Source organism: Loktanella sp. Alg231-35, from assembly GCF_900143545.1.
Taxonomy (GTDB): Bacteria; Pseudomonadota; Alphaproteobacteria; order Rhodobacterales; family Rhodobacteraceae; genus Yoonia.
In genome coordinates this window covers 437,138-462,714 of record NZ_FREV01000001.1, presented here as the reverse complement: position 1 = coordinate 462,714, position 25,577 = coordinate 437,138, and the positions used below count along the sequence as shown (strand labels likewise).

27 protein-coding genes are annotated in these 25,577 nt (G+C 58.3%); 17 read left to right on the top strand and 10 right to left on the bottom strand.

Features of this window, described 5'->3' with window-relative positions:
* Positions 1-2 precede the first annotated feature (2 nt).
* Together DHN10_RS02300 and DHN10_RS02295 are read right to left on the bottom strand one after the other, a co-directional pair.
* Positions 3-1,328: an ammonium transporter gene (locus DHN10_RS02300; protein WP_108813901.1), complete on the bottom strand. Its 1,326-nt coding sequence runs from the start codon at positions 1,326-1,328 to the stop codon at positions 3-5.
* Between the two features lie 22 nt (positions 1,329-1,350).
* Positions 1,351-1,689: a P-II family nitrogen regulator gene (locus DHN10_RS02295; RefSeq protein ID WP_108813902.1), complete on the bottom strand. Its 339-nt coding sequence runs from the start codon at positions 1,687-1,689 to the stop codon at positions 1,351-1,353.
* Between the two features lie 276 nt (positions 1,690-1,965).
* Here DHN10_RS02295 and DHN10_RS02290 point away from each other — a divergent pair, with 276 nt between their 5' ends.
* Complete coding sequence (locus DHN10_RS02290) at positions 1,966-4,119, top strand: transglycosylase domain-containing protein (RefSeq protein ID WP_108813620.1); 2,154 nt, start codon at positions 1,966-1,968, stop codon at positions 4,117-4,119.
* Positions 4,120-4,189: 70 nt separating this feature from the next.
* On the opposite strand, the gene DHN10_RS02285 is transcribed toward DHN10_RS02290, so the two are convergent.
* Positions 4,190-4,555, bottom strand: coding sequence for a hypothetical protein (locus DHN10_RS02285; protein WP_108813619.1), 366 nt, complete (start codon positions 4,553-4,555; stop codon positions 4,190-4,192).
* A 146-nt stretch (positions 4,556-4,701) separates the two neighbouring features.
* Between DHN10_RS02285 and DHN10_RS02280 the strand changes: the two genes are divergently transcribed.
* From DHN10_RS02280 to DHN10_RS02250, 7 genes are read left to right on the top strand one after another with little or no spacing between them, the layout of a single operon-like run.
* Entirely contained in the window at positions 4,702-6,441 is a 1,740-nt protein-coding gene (locus tag DHN10_RS02280) for a type I secretion system permease/ATPase (protein ID WP_108813618.1), read from the top strand.
* Positions 6,438-7,739 (top strand): HlyD family type I secretion periplasmic adaptor subunit, encoded by a 1,302-nt coding sequence (locus DHN10_RS02275; protein ID WP_108813617.1) that lies wholly within the window; start codon positions 6,438-6,440, stop codon positions 7,737-7,739. The genes DHN10_RS02280 and DHN10_RS02275 overlap by 4 nt, the downstream gene beginning before the upstream one ends.
* Before the next feature lie 54 nt (positions 7,740-7,793).
* Positions 7,794-8,255 carry a RidA family protein gene (locus DHN10_RS02270; protein WP_108813616.1) on the top strand — a complete coding sequence of 154 codons (462 nt, stop codon included), beginning with the start codon at positions 7,794-7,796 and terminating at the stop codon, positions 8,253-8,255.
* The gene (locus DHN10_RS02265) at positions 8,252-9,004 is read left to right on the top strand and encodes a glycerophosphodiester phosphodiesterase family protein (RefSeq protein WP_108813615.1); all 753 of its coding nucleotides are present in this window, start codon (positions 8,252-8,254) and stop codon (positions 9,002-9,004) included. The genes DHN10_RS02270 and DHN10_RS02265 overlap by 4 nt, the downstream gene beginning before the upstream one ends.
* A gap of 31 nt (positions 9,005-9,035) precedes the next feature.
* A complete protein-coding gene (locus DHN10_RS02260) occupies positions 9,036-10,220 on the top strand; it encodes a GNAT family N-acetyltransferase (RefSeq protein ID WP_108813614.1) in 1,185 nt (394 codons plus the stop codon).
* Positions 10,217-10,516: a 4a-hydroxytetrahydrobiopterin dehydratase gene (locus DHN10_RS02255; protein WP_108813613.1), complete on the top strand. Its 300-nt coding sequence runs from the start codon at positions 10,217-10,219 to the stop codon at positions 10,514-10,516. Before DHN10_RS02260 ends, DHN10_RS02255 begins: the two co-directional genes overlap by 4 nt.
* 13 nt (positions 10,517-10,529) lie before the next feature.
* A complete protein-coding gene (locus DHN10_RS02250; RefSeq protein ID WP_108813900.1) occupies positions 10,530-11,363 on the top strand; it encodes a mechanosensitive ion channel family protein in 834 nt (277 codons plus the stop codon).
* A gap of 52 nt (positions 11,364-11,415) precedes the next feature.
* On the opposite strand, the gene DHN10_RS02245 is transcribed toward DHN10_RS02250, so the two are convergent.
* On the bottom strand, positions 11,416-11,907 hold the full coding sequence (locus tag DHN10_RS02245) for a peroxiredoxin (protein WP_108813612.1): 492 nt from the start codon (positions 11,905-11,907) through the stop codon (positions 11,416-11,418).
* Between the two features lie 89 nt (positions 11,908-11,996).
* Between DHN10_RS02245 and DHN10_RS02240 the strand changes: the two genes are divergently transcribed.
* From DHN10_RS02240 to DHN10_RS02225, 4 genes are all read left to right on the top strand, one after another.
* Positions 11,997-13,211: an NAD(P)/FAD-dependent oxidoreductase gene (locus tag DHN10_RS02240; protein WP_108813611.1), complete on the top strand. Its 1,215-nt coding sequence runs from the start codon at positions 11,997-11,999 to the stop codon at positions 13,209-13,211.
* A complete protein-coding gene (rsmD, locus tag DHN10_RS02235; RefSeq protein WP_108813610.1) occupies positions 13,208-13,765 on the top strand; it encodes a 16S rRNA (guanine(966)-N(2))-methyltransferase RsmD in 558 nt (185 codons plus the stop codon). The genes DHN10_RS02240 and rsmD overlap by 4 nt, the downstream gene beginning before the upstream one ends.
* Positions 13,766-13,801: 36 nt before the next feature.
* Positions 13,802-13,987, top strand: a complete 186-nt coding sequence (locus DHN10_RS02230; RefSeq protein WP_108813609.1) for a hypothetical protein — start codon at positions 13,802-13,804, stop codon at positions 13,985-13,987.
* Between the two features lie 75 nt (positions 13,988-14,062).
* On the top strand, positions 14,063-14,707 hold the full coding sequence (locus DHN10_RS02225) for a CDGSH iron-sulfur domain-containing protein (protein WP_108813608.1): 645 nt from the start codon (positions 14,063-14,065) through the stop codon (positions 14,705-14,707).
* 6 nt (positions 14,708-14,713) lie between these two features.
* Here DHN10_RS02225 and DHN10_RS02220 read toward each other — a convergent pair whose 3' ends face one another.
* The 6 genes from DHN10_RS02220 to DHN10_RS02195 all read right to left on the bottom strand — a co-directional run bounded on the left by DHN10_RS02220 (position 14,714) and on the right by DHN10_RS02195 (position 21,146).
* Positions 14,714-15,601, bottom strand: coding sequence for a 4-(cytidine 5'-diphospho)-2-C-methyl-D-erythritol kinase (locus tag DHN10_RS02220; RefSeq protein WP_373456657.1), 888 nt, complete (start codon positions 15,599-15,601; stop codon positions 14,714-14,716).
* Positions 15,558-17,255, bottom strand: a complete 1,698-nt coding sequence (locus tag DHN10_RS02215; protein WP_306419248.1) for a tetratricopeptide repeat protein — start codon at positions 17,253-17,255, stop codon at positions 15,558-15,560. The genes DHN10_RS02220 and DHN10_RS02215 overlap by 44 nt, the downstream gene beginning before the upstream one ends.
* A gap of 297 nt (positions 17,256-17,552) precedes the next feature.
* Positions 17,553-18,059: a hypothetical protein gene (locus DHN10_RS02210; protein WP_108813605.1), complete on the bottom strand. Its 507-nt coding sequence runs from the start codon at positions 18,057-18,059 to the stop codon at positions 17,553-17,555.
* Complete coding sequence (locus DHN10_RS02205; RefSeq protein ID WP_108813899.1) at positions 18,056-19,297, bottom strand: bifunctional folylpolyglutamate synthase/dihydrofolate synthase; 1,242 nt, start codon at positions 19,295-19,297, stop codon at positions 18,056-18,058. Before DHN10_RS02205 ends, DHN10_RS02210 begins: the two co-directional genes overlap by 4 nt.
* Positions 19,298-19,326: 29 nt before the next feature.
* Positions 19,327-20,259 carry an acetyl-CoA carboxylase, carboxyltransferase subunit beta gene (gene accD, locus DHN10_RS02200; RefSeq protein WP_108813898.1) on the bottom strand — a complete coding sequence of 311 codons (933 nt, stop codon included), beginning with the start codon at positions 20,257-20,259 and terminating at the stop codon, positions 19,327-19,329.
* Between the two features lie 59 nt (positions 20,260-20,318).
* Positions 20,319-21,146: a CPBP family intramembrane glutamic endopeptidase gene (locus tag DHN10_RS02195; RefSeq protein WP_234416958.1), complete on the bottom strand. Its 828-nt coding sequence runs from the start codon at positions 21,144-21,146 to the stop codon at positions 20,319-20,321.
* Positions 21,147-21,338: 192 nt separating this feature from the next.
* Here DHN10_RS02195 and ilvD point away from each other — a divergent pair, with 192 nt between their 5' ends.
* The 5 genes from ilvD (at position 21,339) to DHN10_RS02170 (ending at position 25,498) form a co-directional block, all read left to right on the top strand.
* Positions 21,339-23,072: a dihydroxy-acid dehydratase gene (ilvD, locus tag DHN10_RS02190; RefSeq protein ID WP_108813604.1), complete on the top strand. Its 1,734-nt coding sequence runs from the start codon at positions 21,339-21,341 to the stop codon at positions 23,070-23,072.
* A gap of 1 nt (position 23,073) precedes the next feature.
* Complete coding sequence (locus DHN10_RS02185; protein WP_108813603.1) at positions 23,074-23,676, top strand: dihydroxy-acid dehydratase; 603 nt, start codon at positions 23,074-23,076, stop codon at positions 23,674-23,676.
* A 48-nt stretch (positions 23,677-23,724) separates the two neighbouring features.
* Entirely contained in the window at positions 23,725-24,498 is a 774-nt protein-coding gene (locus DHN10_RS02180; protein WP_108813602.1) for a DUF6478 family protein, read from the top strand.
* A gap of 12 nt (positions 24,499-24,510) precedes the next feature.
* A complete protein-coding gene (locus DHN10_RS02175) occupies positions 24,511-24,876 on the top strand; it encodes a hypothetical protein (RefSeq protein WP_108813601.1) in 366 nt (121 codons plus the stop codon).
* Positions 24,877-25,006: 130 nt separating this feature from the next.
* Positions 25,007-25,498, top strand: a complete 492-nt coding sequence (locus DHN10_RS02170; protein WP_108813600.1) for a fasciclin domain-containing protein — start codon at positions 25,007-25,009, stop codon at positions 25,496-25,498.
* Positions 25,499-25,577: the final 79 nt, after the last annotated feature.

The following is a 25,577-nucleotide window of genomic DNA, read 5'->3' as shown; positions in this document are numbered from 1 at the left end:
AATCAGCTCTTTGAGAACTCAGGGTAGGCTTCCATGCCCAGTTCCGCGACATCAAGACCGTTGATCTCCGCCTCTTCCGACACTCGGATCCCCATCATTGCCTTAAGCAGGAACCACACCACAGCGCTGATGGCAAAGGTGAAGACGCCCACGACAGCGATGGAATAAAGCTGCGTGCCAAGGTTCGCATCATCGTTTGTCAGAACCACGGCAATTGTGCCCCAGATACCGGCAAACAGGTGAACAGGGATCGCTCCCACTACGTCGTCAATCTTGAACTTGTCCAGCATTGGCACTGCAAAGACCACGATCACACCACCGACACCACCAATCAGCGTAGCCATGCCCAGCGACGGGGTCAGCGGCTCGGCTGTGATCGAGACCAGACCGGCCAACGCGCCGTTCAAAACCATTGTCAGGTCAGGCTTTTTGTAAAGAACCTGCGTCAGGATCAGCGCGACAACGGCACCACCTGCTGCGGCGGCATTTGTGTTGGCGAAGATGCGGCTGACATCAGCGATATCGCCAACAGAACCCATGGCAAGCTGCGAGCCACCGTTAAAGCCAAACCAACCCAGCCACAGGATGAACATACCCAATGTCGCCAGCGCAAGGTTGGAGCCCGGCATCGGGTTGACGCGACCATCCTTGTACTTGCCCAGACGCGGCCCGAGGATCAGCGCACCGGCAAGTGCTGCCCAACCTCCAACCGAGTGAACAACTGTGGAACCTGCAAAATCAAGAAATCCTGCCTGATCAAGGAAACCACCGCCCCATTTCCAGCTTGCCTGCAATGGATAGATAAAGCTGGTCAGGATGATCACAAAGATCAGGAACGGCCAGAGCTTGATCCGTTCAGCCAAGGCCCCCGACACGATTGATGCAGTGGCCGCACAAAACATCAGCTGAAAGAAAAAATCAGAACCGGTTGAGGCATAGGCCGCGTCATCAGCACCTGCCAGATCAATCCCCACGGCTTCCAACACACCCGGCAACGGGAACAAACCAGAGAAGACCCCGTCGATGGCCCAATCGCCCAGCGGGTACATCAGGTTATAGCCGATGAGCCAATAAAAGATCGTCGCAAGCGAAAAGAGCGCGACATTCTTTGTCATTTGCATGGTGACGTTCTTGGACCGCACCAGCCCGCCTTCAAGCATGGCAAAGCCTGCCGCCATGAAGAACACCAGAAATCCGCCGATCAGGAACAGCAGTGTGTTCATGATCCAGACGATGTCCTCGGACACCGGTGGTACATCCTGTGCAAGCGCCAGTGTCGGCAGTGCTGCCAACCCCAGACCCAGAAGAAGTGACTTTGATAGTTTCATGATTTTATCCCTCACTGCGCCCTTAAAGTGCGTCATCATTGGTCTCGCCGGTGCGCACACGCAGCGCGCTTTCCACGTCGAGAACGAAAATCTTGCCGTCACCGATCTTTTCGGTTTTGGCGGTCGCCGCAATGGTCTGCACGACCTGCTCGGCCATGCTGTCCTGCACGACGATCTCTAGCTTGATCTTGGGCACGAAGTTCACGGCGTATTCAGCCCCACGATAGATTTCGGTATGGCCAGACTGAGAGCCGAACCCTTTGATTTCAGACACCATCATCCCGCGCACGCCCACGGTGGTCAGCGCTTCGCGGACCTCCTCCAGCTTGAACGGTTTGATTGTTGCAATGATGAGTTTCACGTTCTTCCCCTTGCAAATTCTCTTGCGGGCACCCGTTACGGCAGCGCCTGCTTGCATCCAGAGACAAAACGCTTGTGCAGCGGCGCGGCAAGATTGCTGCACCTGCGAGGTGACCTGGACTCTGAGTCTTTTGCATAATTTTTGCACAATTTGCATCATGTGCTTAAGAAATAGGCGTGCGAAAAAGCGCCTCTGGGCGATTCATCGTGCTCTACATTCCCAACGCGGGCCGCTATAGTCCTGCAAAATAGACAAAACAGTCATTCGAGCGGATACATGAGTGGAAACGGCAAAAAGCGGTCACCCTTGGTGGCCGATCGGCGCTACCCGGCCAAAACAACGGCCACAAAAAAGCCTGCGCCCAAAAAGAAAGCGGCCAAACCTGCTGCCCGGCGGCGAGCCACACCCAAGAAGGCCAAGCCGCGCGGTCCGGTTGACTGGGTCTTGACCCCGTTTCGCTGGCTTGCGCGTATGCTCTGGGCCTTTACATGGCGCATCGGCCTTGTCGTTTGCCTGATTATTGCGGGCTTTTCGTTGTATTTCGCCGCTAAAATGCCTGATATGGCCGATTTGATCGACGGCCGCACCCGTGGCTCTGTCACGATGACAGACCTGACCGGACAGGTCTTTGCATGGCGCGGTGATCAGTTTGGCGGGATGGTCACGACCGACACGGTTTCACGCCACCTGCACAACGCGGTCGTCGCAACTGAGGACAAACGCTTTTACCGTCACTTCGGCATCTCACCCCGTGGTATTGCCTCGGCGGTGCGCATCAACCTGCGTGCAGGGCGTGGGCCATTGTCCGGCAACGGTGGCTCTACCTTGACACAGCAGACTGCAAAGCTGCTCTGCCTTGGTGTGCCCTTTGACCCCAACCGTTGGGAAAGTGAGCGCGCCTATGAGGACGATTGTCGTCAGGGCTCGCTTTGGCGCAAGGCCCGCGAAGCCGTCTTTGCGGTGGGGATGGAGATTGCCTATACCAAGGAAGAAATCCTCACCATCTACCTCAACCGCGCCTATCTGGGTGCCGGCAGTCGGGGGTTTGAGGCCGCCGCGCAGCGCTATTTCGGTATCTCCGCGGCCGAAGTGAACCCCGCACAGGCCGCGATGCTGGCTGGTCTTTTGACGGCCCCTTCGGCCAACGCCCCCACCCGCAATCTGCAACGTGCCCAGAACCGTGCTGGTGTAGTGGTCGGGTTGATGGAAGATCAGGGCTATATCACTGCCGCCGAAGCGCAAGACGCTCGCACTACGCCCGCAACCCTGACCGAGGCCGCCCGTGCCAATTCTGGCGGCTTCTTTGCCGACTGGGTCATGTCGAGTGGCCCTGACTTTTTCACACGCGACACCACCGAAGACGTGATCATTCGCACCACGCTGGACCAACGCATTCAGGCCGCCGCCGAAGAGGCACTGATTGAAGTTTTCGAACGCGATGTGCGGGAGGGGTCAGAGGCGCAAGCTGCGATTGTCGTGATGTCAGCCGACGGTGCTGTGCGCGCGATGGTCGGCGGTCGCAACATCAACGCAACCGGTGCCTTTAACCGCGCTACACAAGCGCTGCGTCAGACCGGATCAGCCTTCAAACCCTTTATATATGCCGCCGCCCTTGATCTGGGCATGTCGCCCTATGACATGATTGATGATGCGCCCACCTGTTGGGAGCGACGTGGATCGCCGCAGTGGTGCCCCGAGAACTATGACCGCGATTTCGTCGGACCGGTCAGCATGGTCGATGCAATTGCCGGGAGCCGCAACATTCCCGCCATTCTAGTGTCCGAAGAGGTTGGCCGCGAGTTGGTGCGCAATGTCGCCGCTGGCTTTGGCATTCAGGGCGATCTGGCGGCGGGTCCGGCCCTTGCTCTTGGGGTTTCAGAAAGCACCCTTCTGGATATGACCGGCGCCTTTGCCGGTATTCTGAATGGTGGTTCTGCCGTGACACCCTATGGGTTGGTGGACCTGCGCCTTATGGGCGATGATGAGGTCCTGATGGATGCCCAGACCGCCGGTATCGGTGAACGGATCATCCGCGAGGATGCCGCTCGTCAACTGACATGGATGATGTCCAAGGTGGTCGAGCAAGGCACAGGTCAGCGCGCCCGGATCAACGGCTGGCAGATTGCAGGCAAGACCGGCACCACCCAAGGGTCGCGCGATGCCTGGTTTATTGGCTTTACCGGCGATTACGTCACAGGTGTGTGGATGGGCTATGACGACAACAGGCGTTTGTCTGGCGTGACGGGCGGAGGACTGCCCACGACGATCTGGCAGGAAACCATGGTGCGCGTGCTGGAAGACCGGCAACCAACGCCACTGCCCATGACCATACCGCAGCGCCCTGCCGGGACAGGTCTGTTGGAAAGCCGGGGCGGTGAAGTGATTGATGAGGCGATTATCAATCTGTTGGAGAGTATTCTAGGAAATTGAGTTGGGGCTTTGGTGGTCAATGCGTCGTCAGGCACACTTGGGGCGTCGGCCCCATGTGCAGTGTCGCACGCTAAAACTCACCCTCTTCGCAGCGATCATAGCGAAAGGCGTAGCCGTCCCAGATCATATAGATGCCTTCTTCTTCGGCATCGCTCATCAACATGGCCCGTTCGGTCCAGGTTGATCCTTCGCCGGTGCACTGCATCTCATAAAGCGTGGCATCCATATCGACGATATCAATCGGGCTGGTCATGCGGCATTCAACCTCAACCCCATAAAAGATGTTCTGTTCGATCTTGAGCGCACCGCCATCAACACCGACCAGTGCGCATTCGGCATTGGCGGTCTGTTTGTAGACCCCGTCAAAAGGGCCCCCCATCAAGATGGAGGGGCAAAGCAGTGCAATGGCAGCAATATGCAGGTAACGGGCAGTCATCAGTACGCCACAATGGGCCAAACCGCGTTACCAATCAATGATTTATCCCGCTAAGCGTGAAATTCAGATATCCCGTTAACTCTGTTGGTGTTTATTGTCGACTGCCGCTACAAGTCCAAGGGCATAGAAAAAGGTGTGTCAGACGCATGTCCGATGATCAAATCAAAGCAGGCCAAGCCGAACTGAGTGCCGCCCGGCGCGAAAGTCGTGGCTTGTATTGGGGCGTTGCGGTGTTCAGCTTTTTCGTGAACCTGCTGATGCTTACCGGTCCGATTTACATGCTCAATGTCTATGACCGCGTGCTAAGCTCGCGGTCGTTTGAGACGCTGATCGCCCTCTCAGTTCTTGTGGCCTTCCTTTATGGGATGATGGGTATCCTTGATTTCGTGCGTGGCCGGGTCATGGGCCGGGTTGGTGCGCGGTTTCAGGCGCGGCTTGATCGGCGGGTGTTTGCGGCTGTGCTTAAGGCCACCACCCTCAACCGTGCCCCGCGACAGGCGGCGACAGGCCTGCGTGATCTGGAATCAGTGCAAAGGCTGCTGACGTCGCCCGCCTTGATGGCCCTATTTGATCTGCCTTGGGTGCCGCTGTTTTTCTTTGGTATTTTTATCTTTCATCCGTTGATGGGCATTCTAGCGCTAAGTGGCGCTGCCGTGTTAGTCATCGTGGCACTGTTGAACCAATGGACCACCCGCAAACCGATTGAAGCTGCAAATGCGGCCAGCTTTGCCTCCGAGCGCCTTGGCGCCCATATCCGTGATGAGAGCGAGATGGTGCATTCGCTGGGCATGCGCGAGGCTGCGTTTGACCGCTGGCAGGTGGCGCGTGGTCAATCGCTGGATACCAGCATTGCAGCCGCCGATGCCTCTGGCACGTTCACGGCGCTGACCAAATCGTTCCGGCTGTTCCTGCAATCGGCCATGCTGGGCCTTGGGGCTTATCTGGTGCTGATCAATGAACTGTCACCCGGTGCGATGATCGCAGGGTCCATCCTGTTGGGCCGCGCACTTGCCCCGCTGGAACAGCTTGTCGGCCAATGGGCCATGTTCCAGCGTGCCCGCGAAGGATGGGTCAATCTGGCGATCCTGTTGGGGCAGATTCCGGTTGAAAAGGCGCGCACCGCATTGCCCAAACCCAGGGCGCACTTGCTAGCCGATCAGGTGACAGTTGTGCCGCCGGGCGAACAGCTGGCGGCATTGCGGATGATCAGCTTTGAGGTCAAGCCAGGGCAGGCCGTGGGTGTAATCGGCACCTCGGGTGCCGGCAAATCCACTCTCGCGCGGGTGTTGACCGGTGTCTGGCAACCTGCGGGTGGCAAGGTGCGGTTGGATGGCGCGGCACTTGATCAATACGATCCCGATGTGCTGGGCCAGCATGTGGGCTATCTGCCGCAACGCGTGCAGTTGTTTGACGGCACCATCAAGGAAAACATCGCCCGCATGAGCATGCAGCCCGATGATGCTGCCGTTGTGGCGGCCGCCAAGGCCGCCGCCGCCCATGAAATGATTTTGAAACTGCCCGATGGCTATGACACCCGTGTTTCGGCCAGCAGTGGCCGTTTGTCGGGCGGTCAAATTCAGCGGATCGGGCTAGCGCGCGCGCTTTATGGTGATCCGGTAGTCGTGGTGCTGGATGAGCCGAATTCAAACCTTGATAACGAAGGCTCTATCGCGCTGAACACTGCGATCCGCAATATCAAAGCCAGCGACAGGATCGTCTTTATCATGGCCCACCGACCATCGGCGATTCAGGAATGTGACCTGCTTCTGGCTGTCGAAAACGGGACCCGCCGCGCCTTTGGCCCCAAAGACGAGGTGCTGGCAGAGATCGTCAAAAACCACGACGATATCAAGCGCAGCACAGGCAAGGCCGGGGGTGTGTCATGACCGCTGAAACAAAGCGCTGGTCTGCGACCCGTCACCTGACCATTGGCGCGCTGGCGCTGCTTGTTCTGGTTGGTGGCTTTGGCACATGGGCGGTCAGGGCGCAGATCACCGGGGCGGTCATTACATCCGGCCAGATCGAGGTGGACCGCAACCGGCAAGTTGTCCAGCACCCGGACGGCGGTGTGGTAGAAGACATCCTTGTGGATGAGGGCGACACGGTTGCCGCAGGTGACCTGCTGATCCGGCTTGATGCCACCGTTTTGAAATCCGAACTCGCCATTGTCGAAGCGCAATTGTTTGAAATTCTCGCACGGCGCGCCCGGCTTGAGGCAGAGCGCGACAATGCCGCCACCCTGACGTTTAGCCCGATCCTGCTGGACGTAGGGAGCGACGAAGTCCGATCCTTAATGGCCGGTCAGGAGCGGCTGTTCGCGGCGCGGGTCGAAACCAATCGCAGTGCGGTTGAGCAGTTCACCCAGCAGCGTGCCCAGATCGCCAGTCAACTTGCAGGCATCAATGCCCAGCAAGATGCGTTGAACACCCAGCGCGCCTTGATCGCGCAGGAACTGGCTGACCAGCAAAGCCTGCTTGAACGTGGCCTGGCGCAGGCCAGCCGTGTCCTTGCATTGCAACGCGAAGAAGCAAGCCTGCTGGGCACCGTCGGCGATCTGACGGCCCAGGCCGCACAGGCCGCTGAACGCATGACAGAGATCGATATCCAGATCCTCGCGCTGTCTTCCAGTCGCCGTGAAGAGGCGATCACCCAATTGCGCGATCTGCAATTCAATGAGCTGGAACTATCCGAGCAACGGCGCACCCTGCGGCGTCAGTTGGATCGTCTTGATATCCGCGCCCCGGTGTCGGGCGTGATCTATGGTTTGCAAGTCTTTGCCCCGCAATCGGTGATCCGCGCTGCCGATCCTGTGCTATTCCTGATCCCGCAAGACCGCCCGCTGGTTATTGCCACTCAGGTGCAAGTGATCGATGTGGACCAGATCTATGTCGGGCAGGATGTGACCTTGCGGTTTTCGGCCTTTGATCAGCGGCGCACGCCAGAGCTCAATGGCACGGTCACCCTTGTCTCTGCCGATGCGTTTCAGAACGAAAATTCCGGCCAGTCGTTCTATCGTGCCGAGGTGCAGTTGAACGAAGGTGAAATCGAACGCCTGCCCGCCGACATAGCCCTGATCCCCGGCATGCCGGTCGAGGCCTTCGTGCGCACCGCCGATCGCAGCCCACTGGACTATCTGATCAAGCCGCTGGCAGATTATTTCACCAAGGCCTTCCGCGAGTCCTGATTGCACCGCCCTGCATTGCCCGCTAGCGTCGCCGCGAATGACAGGAGAAATGCAATGAGCATGATTGAAAACAAACTGGCGGAATTGGGCGTGACATTGCCCGATGCCCCTGCCCCCGCAGCCAACTATGTGCCTTATGTGATTGCCGATGACATGGTTTATGTCTCTGGCCAAATCTCGGCCAATGCCGATGGTATGATCAAGGGCAAGCTGGGCGACAATATGGATGCCGAAGCCGGCGCTGCCGCGGCGCAGACCTGCGCGATCAGCCTTCTGGCACAACTCAAAGCCGCCTGCGGCGGCGACATCGACCGGGTCGTCCGGGTCGTCAAGCTGGTGGGCTTTGTCAATTCCACAGCAGAGTTCGGTGACCAACCCAAGGTGATCAATGGGGCGTCAGATTTCATGGTTGCGGCTTTGGGTGACAAGGGCCGCCATGCGCGTTCAGCTGTCAGTGCCGCCAGCCTGCCTTTTGGCGTGGCCGTTGAAATCGAAGGCATCTTCCAGATCAAATGACCTTGCCTGCCAGCTTCTTCGATCGCCCAATCACCCACCGCGCCCTGCATGATCGCAAGGCGGGGCGGGTCGAGAACAGTATCAAATCCATCGCGGCCGCCATTGCCGCGGGTTATGGGATTGAGATGGACGTACAGCTGACCAGCGACGGTCACGCGATGGTCTTTCATGACGATCTACTGGATCGGTTGACCGCTGAGAGCGGCCCCGTGCGGACGCGCACGCGTGCGGCGCTGGAAGCCACCCCTCTGACCGATGATGGCGGCACCATTCCGGCCCTTGATACCGTGCTTGAACTGGCGGCCGGTCAGGTTCCGCTGCTGATCGAGATCAAGGATCAGGACGGCTGCATGGGTCCGGACGTGGGACCGTTGGAAAGGGCGACTTGTGCTGCGCTGAAGGGCTACAAGGGTGATGTCGCCCTGATGTCCTTCAATCCGCATGCCGTTGCCTGTTGTGCGGAATACGCGCCGAACATCCCGCGAGGTATCACCACATCCAGCTATCAAGCCCAGTTCTGGCCAGAGGTGCCAGAGCAGGTCCGAGACGTGCTGCGCGAAATCCCTGATTATGACCGTGTTGGTGCCTGCTTTATCAGCCATGAAGCCTCTGATCTGGATCGCCCACGCGTTGCAGAACTGAAATCCGAAGGCGCGCATATCTTTACCTGGACCATCCGCTCTGCCCAAGCCGAGGCCGAGGCCCGGCGCATCGTGGATAATGTCACGTTTGAGGGGTATCTGGCTTGACGCAGCCTCGGTGGCGCACAAGTTGCACCCTATGAGCGACGCACCTGTTGAGATCACCGTCCACCGCAGCATCAATGATATTGAGGCTAGCAACTGGGATGCCTGTGCTTGCCCCGAGGCAATGGACGGCAGACCGCTGGACCCGTTCACGACGCATCGGTTTCTCAAGGCATTGGAAGACAGTGGATCGGTCGGGCCGGGCAGCGGCTGGCAACCACAATATCTGACCGCGATGCAGGACGGCCTGATCATCGCCACCGCCCCACTTTATGCCAAAGGGCACAGCCAAGGCGAATACATCTTTGATCACAATTGGGCGCATGCCTATGAAAATGCGGGGGGGCGCTATTATCCCAAACTGCAAATCGCGGTGCCGTTCACGCCTGCCACAGGGCGGCGTTTCCTGACCCATCCAGGGTTTGAGGTGTTGGGTATGTCGGCGTTGGTGCAGGGGGCGGTCCAACTGGCGGCGCAGAATGAAATCTCGTCCCTGCACGCGACATTCTGCACTGAAGCAGAGGCGCTGGCAGGGGCCGAGATGGGGTTGCTCAGCCGTATTGGACAGCAGTTCCATTGGGTCAATGATGACTACGCCGACTTCGACACCTTCCTTGCCTCACTTTCCAGTCGCAAGCGCAAGACGCTGCGCAGGGAACGGCGACAGGCAAATTGTTTTGGTGGTGAGATTGTCGAACTGACCGGCGATCAGATCGAGCCTAAACACTGGGATGCCTTCTGGGTGTTCTATCAGGATACCGGCAATCGCAAATGGGGCACACCGTATCTGACCCGCGATTTCTTTCACCACGCACACGACCACCTGCGCGATGACATGCTGATGGTGCTGGCCCTGCGCGACGGGCAGCCCATTGCAGGGGCGCTGAATTTCATCGGTCGCGAGACGCTTTATGGGCGCTATTGGGGTTGCGTCGAACATCACCCCTTCTTGCATTTCGAAGTGTGCTACTACCGGGCCATCGACTATGCCATCCGGCATGGCTTGGCGCGTGTAGAGGCTGGGGCGCAGGGCGAACATAAACTTGCACGCGGCTATCTGCCCGCCGCCACCCATTCGCTGCACTGGTTTGGCGATGCAGGGTTCAAGGATGCGGTGGACCACTACTTGCAGGCCGAACGCGATGCCGTGGATCACGAAATTGAAGTGCTCACCAGCTATGGGCCCTTCCGCAAAACCGATATGGAGGATCACCAATGACCGACAAATTGACTGAACCCGAACGCACTGCGCAGATTGACCCGCTGCTGGCCAATGGCTGGCAGATGGTGGAAGGGCGCGATGCGATCCACAAAGCATTTGTGTTCAAGAATTTCGTAGACGCCTTTGGTTTCATGACCCGTGCCGCTATCTGGGCCGAAAAATGGAACCACCACCCCGAATGGTCCAACGTCTATAAGACCGTCGAAGTGACCTTGACCACACATGACGCAGATGGCCTAAGCGCGCTCGACGCCAAATTGGGCGCCAAACTGGACAAACTCGCCGGAGATTAAGTTGGAAACCTTGATGAATACCGTGATCTGGGACGGCAAATCCCTTTCAGATCTGCTGACGATTGAATTTTTGGCCTCTGCGGTGGGTAATGTGCTCGCCGCGATTGCGATCCTGATTGTTGGCTTCATCGTCGGTGGCTGGGTACGCAGACGGCTGGTGGGACTGGGTGGCAAGCACGCACATCTGGATATCACCCTGTTCAACTTTCTTGGCAATGTTGCGCGCTACATCGTCATCGGCTTTGCCTTTCTCTTTGTGCTCAACACATTCGGGGTGCAGACGACATCCTTTGTGGCTGTCATCGGTGCCGCCGGTCTGGCCATCGGTCTGGCTTTGCAAGGCACGCTGTCGAACGTTGCCGCCGGTGTGATGATTGTCTTTTTCCGCCCCATCAAAATTGGTGAATTTGTCGAAGTGAACGGCCAGATGGGTACGATCAAGGATATCACCCTGAATTTTATTGAGCTGGCATCAGTCAACAATGTGCAGATCATCATCCCCAACTCGCAGGTCTGGGGGAACACCATCGTCAATTATTCCAGCTATGACACCCGTCGGGCCGAATGGACCTTTGGCGTGGGTTATGGGGCAAACCTGCAACTGGCCGAGCAGACGATCCGCGACACAATCATGGCCGATGAACGGTCTATGACCGCCCCCGAGCCGTTTTTTCAGGTCAATAACCTCAACGCCAGTTCGGTTGATTTTCTGGTGCGTGTTTGGTGCAAAAGCAGCGACTACTTTGCTTATCAGGCCGATATGAAGCGGAAGGTGAAAGAGGCGTTGGATGCAGCAGGGGTCGATATCCCGTTCCCGACACGCACGATTGTGCAAGTCGAAGGCTAAAGACCACACCTTATAGACAAAAGAGGCGGCCAATTAGGCCGCCTCTTTTCATTCATTCCATCGCGTCCAGCAATGTCTCACCAGCTGAGATTTCGCACTCACCCGGGCTTGCCTCGGCGTTCAGGATTTTTACAACCCCATTCTCAACCAGCATCGCGTAGCGCTTGGAGCGGTCCACGAAACCCACAGGGGCCGCGCTGAAGTTCATGCCGATGGCCGTTGTGAACGCACTTTCGGCGTCGGCCAGCATCGTGATTCCTGCCGCAGTTGCCTGCGTGCTTTCGCCCCATGCCTTCATCACGAAGGGGTCGTTGACTGCCACGCAGATAATCTCATCCACCCCTTTGGCTTTGAAGTCATCGTAAGTCACCATGAAGCTGGGCACATGAGCAGTAGAGCAGGTGCCGGTAAAGGCCCCTGGCAATCCAAAGATCACCACCTTGCGCCCGTCCAGTTTGTCCGCCAGTACGATCTGCTCTGGCCCTTCTTCGCCCATCTGCAGCAATGTCGCATTTGGCAGAGTATCGCCTGTCGTAATTGTCATATCTGTCGCCCCTGTTCACGTTGTGTCGCCGCAGGCTTCACATATAGAGTGCAGCGAAACAAGTGCCATAGGTGCAAAGGAAAATCCCCATGACCCATGTTGTCGTTATTGGTGCAGGACAGGCTGGCGCGTCACTGACTGCAAAGCTGCGCAGCGAAGGATTTACCGGCGACATCACCCTGATCGGCGCCGAACCCGTCCCACCTTATCAGCGCCCACCCTTGTCCAAAGCCTATCTGCTGGGGAAAATGGCCGAAGAGCGGCTTTATCTGCGCCCGGCAGAATTTTACGCCGATCAGAACATCACGTTGCGTCTGGACACACGAGTGACGGCGATTGACCGAGTGGCCAAAACTGTGGCGCTAAGCGATGGTGACACCCTCTCCTATGATGAACTGGCCCTGACAACCGGCGCCCATCCGCGCACCTTGCCTGCAGCAATCGGCGGCACGCTGGATGGCGTTTTTGCGGTGCGCGATCTGGCGGATGCCGATGCGATGGCCCCTGCCTTTACCGCTGGCAAACGGGTGTTGATCATTGGCGGAGGATACATTGGATTAGAGGCCGCTGCGGTCGCCTCCAAACTGGGGTTGGAGGTTACTTTGGTCGAAATGTCCGACCGTATCTTGCAGCGGGTCGCAGCCCCTGAAACCTCGGATTACTTCCGCGAATTGCATACATCGCATGGTGTGACAATCCGTGAAGGCGTGGGGCTGGAACGACTGCTGGGCGATACCCACGTCACCGGTGCCCGGCTGACGGATGGGACAGAGATCGCCATTGATTTCGCCGTTGTCGGTGTCGGCATTGCCCCCGCGTCGATCCTTGCCGACAGTGCAGGTGTGGATGTGGGCAATGGGATCACCACCGATGCCCATGGGCGCACCTCTGATCCGCATATCTGGGCGGCGGGCGATTGCGCCTCTTGCCAGTTTCAAAATGAGACGACCCGCATCGAAAGCGTCGGCAATGCCATTGATCAGGCCGAGGTGGTCGCCGTGAATATCGCAGGCGGCGATAAGCCCTATGTACCCAACCCTTGGTTTTGGTCGGATCAATACGACTGCAAACTGCAGATTGCCGGGCTGAACATCGGCTACACGGATGTCTATGTGCGCACGGGCGACGCGCCGGGCGTGCAGTCACATTGGTATTTCAAAGGTGACAGGTTGCTGGCTGTTGATGCGATGAACGACCCACGCAACTACATGATCGGCAAACGACTGATCGAGGCGGGGCGCAGCCCAACGCCTGCACAGATCACCGACCCGGCGACTGATATGAAGGCTCTGCTCAAACCGTGAGGATCATTGGCGGCATCCATCGCAGCACGGCCCTTGCCGCCGTTGGCAAGGGCGATGCAGGTGCGCATTTGCGTCCAACCACAGACCGCGTGCGTGAAAGCCTGTTTAACGTGCTGCAGGGCGGCCGGTTTGGTGATCCGATCACCGGCGCGCAGGTGTTGGATCTGTTTGCAGGCACCGGTGCGCTGGGGCTTGAGGCGCTGTCGCGCGGGGCGGCGCATGTCACCTTTGTTGACAGCGGGCGCGTAGCACAAAAGCTGATCCGCGAAAACATCGCCAAGCTGCGTAGACAGGCAGATACAACTCTGCTTGGCACCGATGCCGCACGACTGCCGCAGGGCTCGGCCTGTGATCTGGTGTTTCTTGATCCACCATATGGGCAAGACCTTGGCGGCAAGGCCCTTGCTACGGCCCGAACGGCAGGTTGGATCGCGGCTGATGCGTTGATCGTCTGGGAAGAGGACCAAGCACAGATTGCACCACGTGGCTTTACCAGTCTGGATCAAAGGCGCTACGGGGATACTTGGGTGACGCTCCTGCGCGCCGAGGCGTGATTTGCCTGATCACGACGGTGCCGCTAATCTAACGGCATGACCGATGTTGTCGATTTCACCAGCATTCCATGCGTTGCCAAGGCCCCACATGACAGCGTGCCACTGCCTGCGCCTGTACCCTTTGGCGCACCTGTTCTCATCTCGGACTGCGCCAATCCGCTGGCAGGAGAAACCTTGCTGAGCATTTTATGGAAACGCATGGTCCAAGATGAAGAAGAATGACATCCGACGCGCTTGCATACACTGCAGGGCATCGATCAGCCCCATGACCTTCCACGCCTCAGCAGGAGAACCAAGATGACGGCCCACCCCAAGATCACACCAATCGAGAACGGTCCATTGATGGTAACCAACGCCCCCAATCTGCGCGACGCAGTGGGTGAGACAATTGAGAGCGGCGAAAAAATGGCTCTTTGCCGCTGCGGGCTTTCGGCCAAAAAACCATTTTGCGACGGCTCTCATAACGCCGCGGGTTTTTCGAGCACGTCAGACAAATCCAAAATTCGCAACACGCCGCTAAGCTATACGGGCACGGTTGATGGCATGGATGTTACTGTCCACTACACCCCAGTTTTGTGTTCACATGCCGCTGAATGTGTGCGGGCCTCGGGTGCTGTCTTTGATCCAAGCCGCAAACCATGGATCGTGCCGGAGAACGGCAATATGGCTGAACTGTTGGTCGCCATGTCAAAATGCCCGTCGGGCGCGTTGCGGTTGGAGGTAGCAACCACAGCACCCCAGCATATGGTCGACGGAGAGACCGACATGCAGATAGAGCGACACGGACCCTACCGGATCAAAAATGTTGCCCTCGATGCAGACTTTAACGGAGCAGGTGCAAGCCAGACAAAATACGTGCTGTGCCGGTGCGGCCATTCGAAGAACAAACCATTCTGTGATGGATCACACCGCGACGAAGGATGGCGTGACGGGTCAGAGTAGTCGCGGCTAAAGCACTTCTGCCGGGGCGACCCACCAGTTCATCTGTGCGACCTGTACGATCCGGGCCACATGGCGCGCTGTCGCCTTATCCTTGACCAAGCCAAAGCAGGTAGCCCCCGATCCTGACATGCTGGCAAAGCTGACCGCAGGCAGCGCACGTAGTTTGGCCAAGGCCTCGCTGATTTCAGGTGCATGCACTTGGGCCGGGGCAAGAAGATCGTTGCGTTGTGCCGCCAGCCAGCGGGCGAACCCTTCATAGTCCAAACCTTCGGACAACCGGGTCATTGGGCTGCCTTGCTTGCTGTCCAGCCCCGCAAAGACAGGTCCGGTGGGCACACCAACGGGCGGGCGCACCAGCACCAGCGCGCAATCGGGCAAGACCGGCACCGGCGACAGGTCTTCGCCGATACCTGACATGCGGGCGGGGTTTGGCGCACGCATGCAGACCGGTACGTCAGCGCCCAATGCCACAATCTCTGGCGCTGTTGCAGGTATCGGGGCCACGCCCCACAGTTCGGCCAGCATGGCCAGAGCCGCCGCCGCATCAGATGAGCCGCTGCCAATGCCTGCGGCATGCGGCAGGTGCTTTTCCAAAGTTAGATGCGCGCCTTGCGTCACACCGCGCGCCACTCGCAGCGCTTGGGCCGCACGCAGGATCAGGTTGTTTTCATTTGCAGGGACGCCGTCAGAAAAAGGGCCCGTGACCGTGATCCGCAAATCTGACGCAAGCGTCGCCGAGAGCTTGTCCGACACGTCGGCAAAAACAACCAGACTATCAAGCAGGTGATAGCCATCGTCACGCTGTCCCGTGACATGCAAGGTCAGATTGACCTTGGCGGGGGCGTTGGCCTTAATCGTTGCCACGTGCAATGCGGATCGGTTCTTCGCCCTCATCCAGCAGCACCAGATCGAGCCCACGATCCAGCTTGTCGCGGATGCGTGTGGCCGCTTCCTCCTCTGGCGCGAATGACAGCGCGCGTTGCCATTGGAACCGGGCCTCAATCTCGCGACCAACAGCCCAGAGCGCATCACCAAGGTGGTCGTTGATCACAGGGTCGACCGGTTCAAGCGAGGCCGCTTGTTCAAGGTGCCCCACTGCCTCGTCATAGCGGCCTATCTGAAACATCACCCAACCAAGGCTGTCGATGATCGCCCCGTTGTCGGGCCGCGCAGCGGCTGCCGTTTCAATCATACCCAGCGCTTCATCCAGTTTCTCGCCACGTTCCACCAGCGAATAGCCCAGATAGTTCAGAACCTGTGGCTGGTCAGGGCGTAGCGCGAGGGCAGCGCGAAAGTCGGCCTCGGCGGCAGGCCAGTGATCCATTTTGTGGTTGGTGATGCCACGAGTATAAAAGACAAACCACTTGGCCGCGTTGGTATCGTCATAGAGGTCCAGCGCACGGGTATAAGCATCGCGCGCTTCGGTGTAGCGATCTGCATAGCGCAGGTTGTCACCTTTGGTGGCAAAGACCTGCGGTAGATTGGGGTAGCTGCGTGCCAATGCTTCGAGCACTTCAATTGCCGCGTCGTCACGACCCGCTTTGCGCAAGACATCAGCGCGCCCAAGCTCTGCAGCATGAAACGAGGGATCATCGCGTGAAACACTAGAATAGACGGTGTTGGCCAGCGCGTATTGGTCGAGTGTTTCAAGCAATTCGGCTGTCATCAGCACCGCTTGCGTGTTGTCCGGCGCCAAATGCACCGCTGAACGCGCGTAAAGCAGGCGGAAGGCGTCAGGCGCGTCGCCTTGCAAGAGCCCCGCAATCATCAGGAAAAGATCAGCCATCCCCTGGGTCGGTGTGCGTACCGCGTCATAGGCCACAGCCTCGCCCGTTGTCAGACGGTCGCGCAATTGTTGCAAACTTGGGTCAAGCTGCACACCAAAGACCTGATCCATCAGGTTCAGCGCATCTGCGTTGCGGTCCAGCTGGCTGAGTATCTGCACATAAGCAATGGCGCTTTGTCTGTTAAAGCGCATCCCGCCGTCGGGCTTGGATTGCAAGAGCGCCGCGGCCCCTTCGAAATCACCGACAGAGGCCAGCGCGTAGGCCTTGTGCGTCAGCCCATAGATCGTCATGCCGGGCGTTTCGATCACCTGATCGAAGCTCGCGAAGGCACGAGCCATTTCTCCTTTGCCCAGATGCGCCCAGCCCTGTGACAGGCCATCCACCAAGGGGCCAATGCTGCGGCCCTGCTCAAGCGCGGCAAAGACATCATCCCAGTTGCCTGCGTTCACATCGGCAACGCTCAGGATCAGATGGGCGACCTGACTGTCCTGCCCCAGATCAACGAGGGTCTGTGCCACGGGGACCGCACGTTCAATCTGCCCCATAGCGACGAATGTCGTCATTGCGTTTTCAAGCAGATAGATGTTTGCCGGGTCCCCAATCAGGCTTTGTGCAAAATAGCGCGATGCGGCATCAAAATCATTGGAGATCCCAGCCTGACGTGCGGCCAGATAGGCACCTGCATCGGGGTCGGCCATTGCCGGGGTTGTGCCCGCAATCAGGCATGCCAATGCGGCGATGGAAAAAGTCTGTCTAAACACTGCGCGCTCGAACCTCTGGTTTTATGATCGCAAAACTGCATCACAAGTGTTCGTATGTAAATCAGGCATTGTTGCAGCGGCAAATTGTTGCGGATCGGGCAAATTCAAACGATTGCCGCAAAGCGCATGGTTTGACTGATTCGAAGAGGTTGAAAAACACAAGTAGACAGGCCTTGTGGCCTGTCCGCTTGCCCTGCCAATACTGCCCGCACGCACCTGTTTTTAAGGGTGCTTCACGTTAAATTGGACATTACGCGATGAAGTGATTCGGCGTCAACAACTGATTCGCGAATCGCTTCAACTTGTTGGGGCATAGACCCGGCAAAGCGGGTCAACGGGCACCGGGCTAACCAGAAATGGTGTCTCGGGTGGCATCCCACTTTCTTCGATCCAGACCCCGTCGAGGCAGAAATCCTGGGCAAAATTGCCCAAATTGAAGCCAAATCCGGGGTTTCCACAGTCCGTTGCCGTGCCATCCGCGTTCCAGGCCTGACTGACGCCAAGCCCCACATCGTCCGGCGTCATAAAGACACTGCGCGCTGGATCATAGTTTAACAGCCAGCTGTCATCAGCGTCACGCGTGGCCATATCCCATTTTCCCAGAAGTTGGCCGTTCTGATAACCCGCGATCCGAAATACCAGCACATCGTCCTGCGAGACCACAGGTTTGTTCAGCGCAACGGGATTGATCGTCATCTGCCCGGTCATGGTGAAATCATTCCCCCCTTGCCAGCAGAAATAGAAATCTATCGCGTGGCCTTGGCTGCCAATCAGCGACAGGGCGATGACCAGCTTGCGGATCACGCCTCGTTTTCCCGGATCACATGCCCTGCAAGATAAAGCGAACCACAGATCAAAATGCGGGCGTTTGGCGTCGCCTTGGTGATTTGCTTGATGGCGGTTTGCACATCCTTTGCGACCTCGGCTCGCAGTCCTACCTTGCCCGCTTCTGCGGCTGTCTTTTCACCGGGGATGGTGTTTGCCTCGCCGGGGATCGACACACCCGTAAGGCTTTCCGCGACTTCGGCCAGTGGCGCCAGATAGCCGGTGATATCCTTGGTGTTAAGCATGCCGCAGATCAGATGCGTCGGGCGCGGCGCTTGCTGGCGCAGGGTAGCGGCCAGCATTTTACCGGCGGCCGGGTTGTGCCCGCCATCCAGCCAAAGCTCTGCCGGGGCAGCCAGATCGACCAGCGCACCTGCGGTTAGCTTTTCCATACGTGCAGGCCAATAAGCCTTGGTTACAGCGGCTTCGCAGGCGACATCATCGCGGCCCAGATAACGCAGCGCGGCAAGCGCGGCACCTGCGTTCATGATCTGGTGCGGGCCAGGCAGATTGGGCAATGGCAAATCCAGCAAACCGGTTTCGTCTTGATAGATCAGCCGGTCCCGCTCCACGCTCACATGCCAGTGCTGCCCATGTACCAGAAGCGGCGCGCCAAGCGCTGCTGCGCGTGCCTCAATCACCTCAAGCGCCTCTTCGTGTTGCGGGCCTACAACGCAAGGCACGCCGCGTTTGATGATCCCAGCCTTCTCACCGGCAATCTCGGCCAAGGTTTCGCCCAGAAATTGTTGGTGGTCCAAATCGACGGGCGTGATGATGCAGAGCGCGGGCTTGTCCACGACGTTTGTGGCATCCAGACGCCCGCCCAGCCCCACCTCTAACAATGTGTAATCCGCTGGCGTGTCAGCAAAGGCCAGAAGCCCCGCAACAGTCGTGATCTCAAAATAGGTGATCGGATCGCCACCATTGGCCGCATAACAACGGTCAAGCACATCCGTCAGCGCATCTTCGGAAATCAGGTCCCCCGCCAGCCGGATCCGTTCGTGAAAACGGGCCAGATGCGGCGAAGTATACGCATGAACCTTTGCGCCATCGGCCTCCAGCCCTGCGCGGATCATGGCCTGTGTTGAACCTTTTCCGTTGGTGCCCGCCACATGGATCACCGGGGGCAGCCGATTTTGCGGATTGCCCAGCGCGTCCAGCAAGTGCCACACCCGATCCAGCACCAGATCCATGACCTTGGGGTGCAAGGCCATCATCCGTTCCAGGATCACGTCAGATTTGGGTGTCACTTCTGGTCGTCCGCCGCTGCGATTTCGTCAGCCGCCACCGATGTGATCTCTGGCGCGGGCAAATCGCCTTTGATGGGCGCGTCCTGCTTCATCAGCATGCGCACTATCGTCACCAGCTCTTCCTTGAGATCAGTCCGTTTTGTCACCCGGTCAAGCATCCCGTGATCCAGCAGGTATTCCGCACGCTGGAACCCCTCGGGAAGTTTTTCACCGATTGTCTGTTCGATCACCCGCGCACCGGCAAATCCGATCAACGCATTGGGTTCGGCAATCTGCACATCGCCCAGCATGGCATAAGAGGCCGTCACACCACCCGTGGTCGGGTGCGTCAGGACAACGATGTAGGGCAACCCAGCCTCTTTGAGCATCTGCACGGCTATGGTCGTGCGCGGCATCTGCATCAGGCCAAGGATGCCTTCCTGCATGCGCGCGCCACCGGCGGCGGAGAACAGGATCAGCGGGCGTTTGGTGGCAACGGCGCGTTCGGCGGCCGCGACAATGGCATTACCCACAAACATCGACATGGACCCGCCCATGAACGAGAAATCCTGCACGGCGACAATGACGCCCGTGCGACCCATTTCACCTTCGGCGACAAGCATGGCATCTTTTTCGCCGGTCTTCTTGCGTGCCTCTTTGATCCGATCGACATAGCGTTTCTGGTCGCGGAAATGCAGCGGATCGCTTACCGGTTCTGGTACGTCCACTTCAACAAAAACACCGCCATCGAAAATCGAGGTCAGCCGGTCGCGGGCATGGATCGGCATGTGGTTGTCACAGTTGGTGCAGACATTGAGGTTATCCGCCAACTCGCGGTGAAACAACATCGTGCCGCAGTCATTACACTTGGTCCAAAGGTTATCCGGCACCTCACGTCGCGAAAACAGCGAGTTGATCTTCGGGCGGACGTAGTTGGTGATCCAGTTCATATGTGCTGCCTTTGGTGCAATCTGCTTGATGAAATATGATGCCCCGCTCTGAATTGCAATCAGCGCTTGATCGCAATCCTTGCGGCCAACCACATCACATAGACGGTGGTCAGCATCACCAAAAGTTGGAACATGAACCAGGGCGTCATCAGTGCCTCGGTTCCGTAAGCATAAAGCGCGGGGTCTTCGTAGGGATAAAGGAACAGCGCCACACCAGAGGATGGCCACCCCTGCACCGACACAACCAACAAGGCAAAGGCATTATTCGCCAGATGCAGCCCGATTGCGGCACCAAGGTTCCCACTGCGCGCGGTTAGATCGGCACAGGCTATCCCCAGACATGTTGCCCAAATCGCCCAAGCGATCCCCTCTGCTGCCCCATTTCCGTTCCAATAGTGGATGGAACCAAACATCAATGACGGCACCCCCATCCAGACCCAGCGGCTGTTTGAGAGGCAGGCGAACTGCTGTTGCAGATACCCGCGAAACACCATTTCCTCGGTCCCGACCTGGATCAGCAGGGCCACAAGTGTCACCGGCACAAGCGTAAGCCAGACACTTAGGGCCCGCACCTCTGCCAGCGCGGAAATTTCGATCCAGGGTGGTGCCAGTTCCAACACCAGCAACAGCAAGCCCACAGCGCACGTGACACTAATCAGGTCGCGCCGCGCGTCGGCATAGGGTCCGATCAGCGTCCAGAACCCCCGCGCATGCAGCAAATGCAGCAAGAGCAAGAACCCCATGGCCGAAATTCCAAAGGCAAAAAATTGCGCCAATGTGCCAAAGGCCGTGGTCCCCTCATTGAAGGCATTCACCGCTGCCTCACCCGGCAGGAAGGCCGCGAAGATCGCAAAAGAGGCGTAAAAAACGACCTCAAACGCGATCATCATCACGATCACACGCCAGAGTTGACGGGCGGGCCATGCAGGACGAACAAAGTTTGAGTGAGCGGCGTAGGGGTACATTATGCCCGACCCTATGCCGGGTATGCCTAAGGCCGCAACCACTCTGCATACGGGCTTGCGCCGGGTGGCCCCACTATTTAGACCCTTTCCGAACAGTTCCGCAGGAGAATTCAGATGCTCAAAGGCAAGGTCGACAAATCCAACCTCCCCAGCCGCCATACCACCGAAGGGCCCGCACGCGCGCCACACCGGTCGTATTACTATGCAATGGGTCTGGATGAAGAGGCGATTGCCCAGCCTTGGGTCGGCGTCGCCACCTGCTGGAATGAGGCCGCACCTTGCAACATCGCGCTGAACCGTCAGGCGCAATCGGTCAAGCTGGGCGTAAAGAAAGCCTTTGGTACGCCGCGCGAATTCACCACAATCACCGTGACCGATGGGATCGCCATGGGCCACGAAGGCATGCGGTCATCGCTGGCGTCTCGTGAAGCGATTGCCGACACGGTTGAACTGACCATGCGCGGGCACTGCTATGACGCTATCGTGGGTCTTGCCGGATGCGATAAATCCCTGCCGGGGATGATGATGGCGATGGTTCGCCTGAACACACCATCAGTCTTTATCTATGGTGGGTCGATCCTGCCGGGCCGTCTGGAAGGCAAAGACGTGACCGTGCAAGACGTGTTCGAGGCCGTGGGTAAACACCAAGCGGGCAACATGTCTGACGCGGAACTGGAAGTGCTGGAACGCGTGGCCTGCCCATCTGCGGGCGCTTGTGGTGGTCAATTTACTGCCAACACCATGGCCTGCGTGTCCGAGGCGATTGGCCTTGCCCTGATGAACTCTTCCGGTGCCCCTGCCCCTTACGAATCTCGCGATCAATATGGCATCGCATCCGGCGAAGCGGTCATGAACCTGATCGACAAGAACATCCGCGCCCGTGACATTGTCACCCGCAAATCGCTGGAAAACGCAGCCCGCATCGTGGCCTGCACTGGCGGATCGACCAATGCCGGCCTGCATCTGCCGGCAATTGCCCATGAGGCCGGCATCGACTTCGACCTTTTTGATGTCTGCGACATCTTCCGCGACACGCCGTACTTCGTCGATCTGAAACCGGGTGGTCAGTATGTCGCCAAGGACCTTTATGAAGCAGGCGGCGTGCCAGTTGTGCTGAAGGAACTGCGCAAGGCAGGTCTGATCCATGAAGACTGCATGACTGCTTCTGGCCGTACCATGGGTGAAGAGCTGGACATGATCAAAGGCGATGCGGACGGCAAAGTCATCTATGCGGTTGAAACCCCGCTGACACCCACAGGCGGTGTTGTTGGGCTGAAAGGGAACCTAGCCCCTGAAGGCGCGATCGTGAAGGTTGCGGGCATGTCAGAAGAAGAGCAATCGTTCACCGGCCCCGCGCGTTGCTTTGAGTCCGAAGAAGAAGCGTTTGAAGCCGTCAAAGCCCGCCAATACGAAGAAGGCGAAGTTTTGGTCATCCGCAACGAAGGCCCCTCCGGCGGCCCCGGCATGCGTGAGATGCTGGCGACCACAGCCGCCCTCTCTGGCCAAGGCATGGGCAAGAAGGTGGCGCTGATCACCGATGGCCGTTTCTCTGGTGCAACACGCGGGTTCTGCGTGGGTCACGTGGGGCCAGAGGCCGCACATGGCGGCCCGATTGGCCTGCTTGAGAACGGCGACGTGATCACCATCAATGCCATCACCGGTGAGCTGAAAGTTGACCTGAGCGACGAGGAGTTGACCACCCGCAAAGCCAACTGGAAAGGCCCCAAAGAGACGATCTATGCCTCTGGTGCGCTATGGAAATATGCGCAACTTGTGGGCGGTGCGCGTCTGGGTGCGGTGACACATCCCGGTGCCAAGGACGAAAAACACATCTATATGGATCTCTGAGTTGATTCTGCGACTGACTGCTATGGCGCTGGGGCTTTCGGCCTGCGTCGCGCAGGAAGCACCGTCGTCAATGGCGCTACTGGAAGGTGGTGTCGTGGCAACTTCGCCTGAGGGCTATTGTGTCGATGATGAAACCAGCAAGCCCGCACAGGGCTTTGCGTTGCTGGCCCCCTGCGCCACTTTGGGTGCCATTGCCCCAGCGCCCAGCGTTGTTGGTGTGGCAACGGTGCAGGTCGGCCCCCCTGATAGCGGCGCAGTCGCGGGGGCAGAGGCCACCCTGCGCGATTACCTGATCACCGAAGGCGGTGCAGGACTGCTGAGCACGACGGGCAATGGGCAGGATATCGAGATACTGTCGACGCAAGCGTTTGACGGGCGCGTCATGGTGCATTTCTCGGATGCTGGTGCGCCACCAATGGCCGGATTGCAGGGCGAGGAATGGCGGGCCTTCACCGATGTGAACGGACGGTTGGTGACGATTGCCGTGCGCGGTTTGGCGGTGGCCCCGTTGCAGGATGGCCCCGGTGCGGGGTTGCTGAAACTGATCCTTGCGGGTGTGCAGGCAGCGGCGGAAACCGTTGTTGAAGCCGTACCAGAGGTGTAGCCGCCCCGCGGGTTTGACAAACCGCTGCCCAGCAAAGGACAATCGCTTATGGCTTTCTCTCCTCATGCAGTGCTTGCGCGGTTTTTCAATCGGCGCGCGGTTGCGCGCTGGCGGTTGGCAGCCAACGCCGCTGACACCGCTGATCTGACTGTGCTGGGCCAGCAACAACACATGGCCAGCCAATTGCTGCGCCCTCTCCAGCGTTTGACCGAAACCGCCGAAAGCCGCCTTGCCTTGCCGCGCGCGGGATCAACCACCTTTCCGCGTCCACCTGGCACGGATTGGTCGTGGCGGCCCAAGCCCTGGCGCGTGCGCCTGCCCGAAAAAGGATTAGCACCGGCACTGTCGAAAACCCGGTTGGGTGGCGACCTGCGCATTTTCCACGACTGCAAAAACAGGCAGATCAGCCTCCGCCAGATCCGCAACAGCGGCAGCAGTGATCTGGCGCCCTTTGGTCTGTCCTTGGAGGTCTTGCGCTTTACTGGCGACTATTTGTCGTTGGTCATCGAGGTGCCCCCGGCCGCTTGCGAGGGATTACGCAAGAAGCATCTGATCCGGCTGGCAGCGGTGATCGAGCGTGAACAACCCACAAAGATTGACGCCCGCCTCAACATACTCAACGGCCCCAACACCGAGCAGATCCTGCTGACACTGCCCGATGACACAGCTGACACAATGGTAGAGTTCGATCTGGCCTATGGGCAATTGAACGAAAAACGGGCCGAGCGGATGTGGATTGATCTGATGATTGCCGCCCCCCACATGAACAAGATCGTGATCCGCGATCTGAACCTCGCCCGCTATCCACGGGCCGAGATCTGATATGAGGCCTGCATGAGCATCACACATTTCATCACATCGCAGATCATCTCTGGCGTTTGGGAAGGCACATTGGCCGGTGCAGGTACCAACGCGCCCGCGCTAACCGCATCCCATGAAGGGCGCACGCTTGAGGGTGTCACTGTGTCTGCCGGGGGTGCAGACGGTCTTTGGCTGGTGCAAGTGCCTATTCCGGCAGAGCTGATTAGCGATGGGGTGCAAACCGTGCTGATCAAGGATCAGGCCGAAGACACATTGGGCAGTTTTGCCATTCTTGCAGGACAAGTGCTGGCGCAAGATCTGCGGGCCGAGATTGCTTTGTTGCGTGCAGAGCTGGATATGCTCAAGCAAAGTTTTCGGCAGCACTGCAACGAAAACTGACGGCTCATTACGTTCAAGCGACTGTCTTGGATGACTTTAATACAGTTCATCAACTCATTGTCAAAATGGCAACCAATCCTGATTTGCCCCCGTAACAACATTGTTAACAGGGACACGAAAGGAAACCCAAATGAACCGTCGTTTTGCTATTAAGTCTGCCATCCTTGCCGCTGGTGTTGCTGCTGCCGCAGCCTGCGCCCCCATGATGGAGAGCGAGCCGGACATCGTCGACATCGCTGCATCCAACGGCGACTTCAACACATTGGTCGCCGCGGTCACCGCTGCTGGTCTTGTGGACACACTCAAAGGCGAGGGTCCATTCACTGTCTTCGCCCCAACTGATGATGCGTTTGCCGCCCTGCCTGCCGGCACCGTCGACAGCCTACTGCTGCCAGAGAACAAGGATCAGCTGGTTGCGATCCTGACATATCACGTTGTACCCGGCGCGGTCACATCCGACCAACTGGCCGGCCAGCGCATGAGCGTTGCGACAGTCAACGGTGCAAACGTCCACATCGATGGCACCAATGGCGTGACAGTCGAAGATGCGACTGTCACAACCGCGGATATCATCGCTTCAAACGGCGTGATCCACGTGATCGACAGCGTCTTGCTGCCTTAAGTACCACAAACCTAGGTTTCGCCGGATTATCGCACCAGATGACCGATGAAACTGCCCCAATGGGGTGCAAAAAAAGCCC

Bases quoted from the DNA above. Each gene is read 5' to 3' on its own strand.
- DHN10_RS02170 (WP_108813600.1), top strand. From the start codon at position 25,007: ATGAACCGTCGTTTTGCTATTAAGTCTGCCATCCTTGCCGCTGGTGTT.
- DHN10_RS02250 (WP_108813900.1), top strand. From the start codon at position 10,530: ATGAATACCGTGATCTGGGACGGCAAATCCCTTTCAGATCTGCTGACG.
- DHN10_RS02260 (WP_108813614.1), top strand. From the start codon at position 9,036: ATGAGCGACGCACCTGTTGAGATCACCGTCCACCGCAGCATCAATGAT.
- DHN10_RS02245 (WP_108813612.1), bottom strand. From the start codon at position 11,907: ATGACAATTACGACAGGCGATACTCTGCCAAATGCGACATTGCTGCAG.
- ilvD (WP_108813604.1), top strand. From the start codon at position 21,339: ATGCTCAAAGGCAAGGTCGACAAATCCAACCTCCCCAGCCGCCATACC.
- DHN10_RS02230 (WP_108813609.1), top strand. From the start codon at position 13,802: ATGACCGATGTTGTCGATTTCACCAGCATTCCATGCGTTGCCAAGGCC.
- DHN10_RS02290 (WP_108813620.1), top strand. From the start codon at position 1,966: ATGAGTGGAAACGGCAAAAAGCGGTCACCCTTGGTGGCCGATCGGCGC.
- accD (WP_108813898.1), bottom strand. From the start codon at position 20,259: ATGAACTGGATCACCAACTACGTCCGCCCGAAGATCAACTCGCTGTTT.
- DHN10_RS02300 (WP_108813901.1), bottom strand. From the start codon at position 1,328: ATGAAACTATCAAAGTCACTTCTTCTGGGTCTGGGGTTGGCAGCACTG.
- DHN10_RS02225 (WP_108813608.1), top strand. From the start codon at position 14,063: ATGACGGCCCACCCCAAGATCACACCAATCGAGAACGGTCCATTGATG.
- DHN10_RS02240 (WP_108813611.1), top strand. From the start codon at position 11,997: ATGACCCATGTTGTCGTTATTGGTGCAGGACAGGCTGGCGCGTCACTG.
- DHN10_RS02265 (WP_108813615.1), top strand. From the start codon at position 8,252: ATGACCTTGCCTGCCAGCTTCTTCGATCGCCCAATCACCCACCGCGCC.
- DHN10_RS02180 (WP_108813602.1), top strand. From the start codon at position 23,725: ATGGCTTTCTCTCCTCATGCAGTGCTTGCGCGGTTTTTCAATCGGCGC.
- DHN10_RS02255 (WP_108813613.1), top strand. From the start codon at position 10,217: ATGACCGACAAATTGACTGAACCCGAACGCACTGCGCAGATTGACCCG.
- DHN10_RS02270 (WP_108813616.1), top strand. From the start codon at position 7,794: ATGAGCATGATTGAAAACAAACTGGCGGAATTGGGCGTGACATTGCCC.
- DHN10_RS02195 (WP_234416958.1), bottom strand. From the start codon at position 21,146: ATGATCGCGTTTGAGGTCGTTTTTTACGCCTCTTTTGCGATCTTCGCG.
- DHN10_RS02285 (WP_108813619.1), bottom strand. From the start codon at position 4,555: ATGACTGCCCGTTACCTGCATATTGCTGCCATTGCACTGCTTTGCCCC.
- DHN10_RS02220 (WP_373456657.1), bottom strand. From the start codon at position 15,601: ATGAGGGCGAAGAACCGATCCGCATTGCACGTGGCAACGATTAAGGCC.
- DHN10_RS02275 (WP_108813617.1), top strand. From the start codon at position 6,438: ATGACCGCTGAAACAAAGCGCTGGTCTGCGACCCGTCACCTGACCATT.
- DHN10_RS02175 (WP_108813601.1), top strand. From the start codon at position 24,511: ATGAGCATCACACATTTCATCACATCGCAGATCATCTCTGGCGTTTGG.
- DHN10_RS02280 (WP_108813618.1), top strand. From the start codon at position 4,702: ATGTCCGATGATCAAATCAAAGCAGGCCAAGCCGAACTGAGTGCCGCC.
- DHN10_RS02205 (WP_108813899.1), bottom strand. From the start codon at position 19,297: ATGATGGCCTTGCACCCCAAGGTCATGGATCTGGTGCTGGATCGGGTG.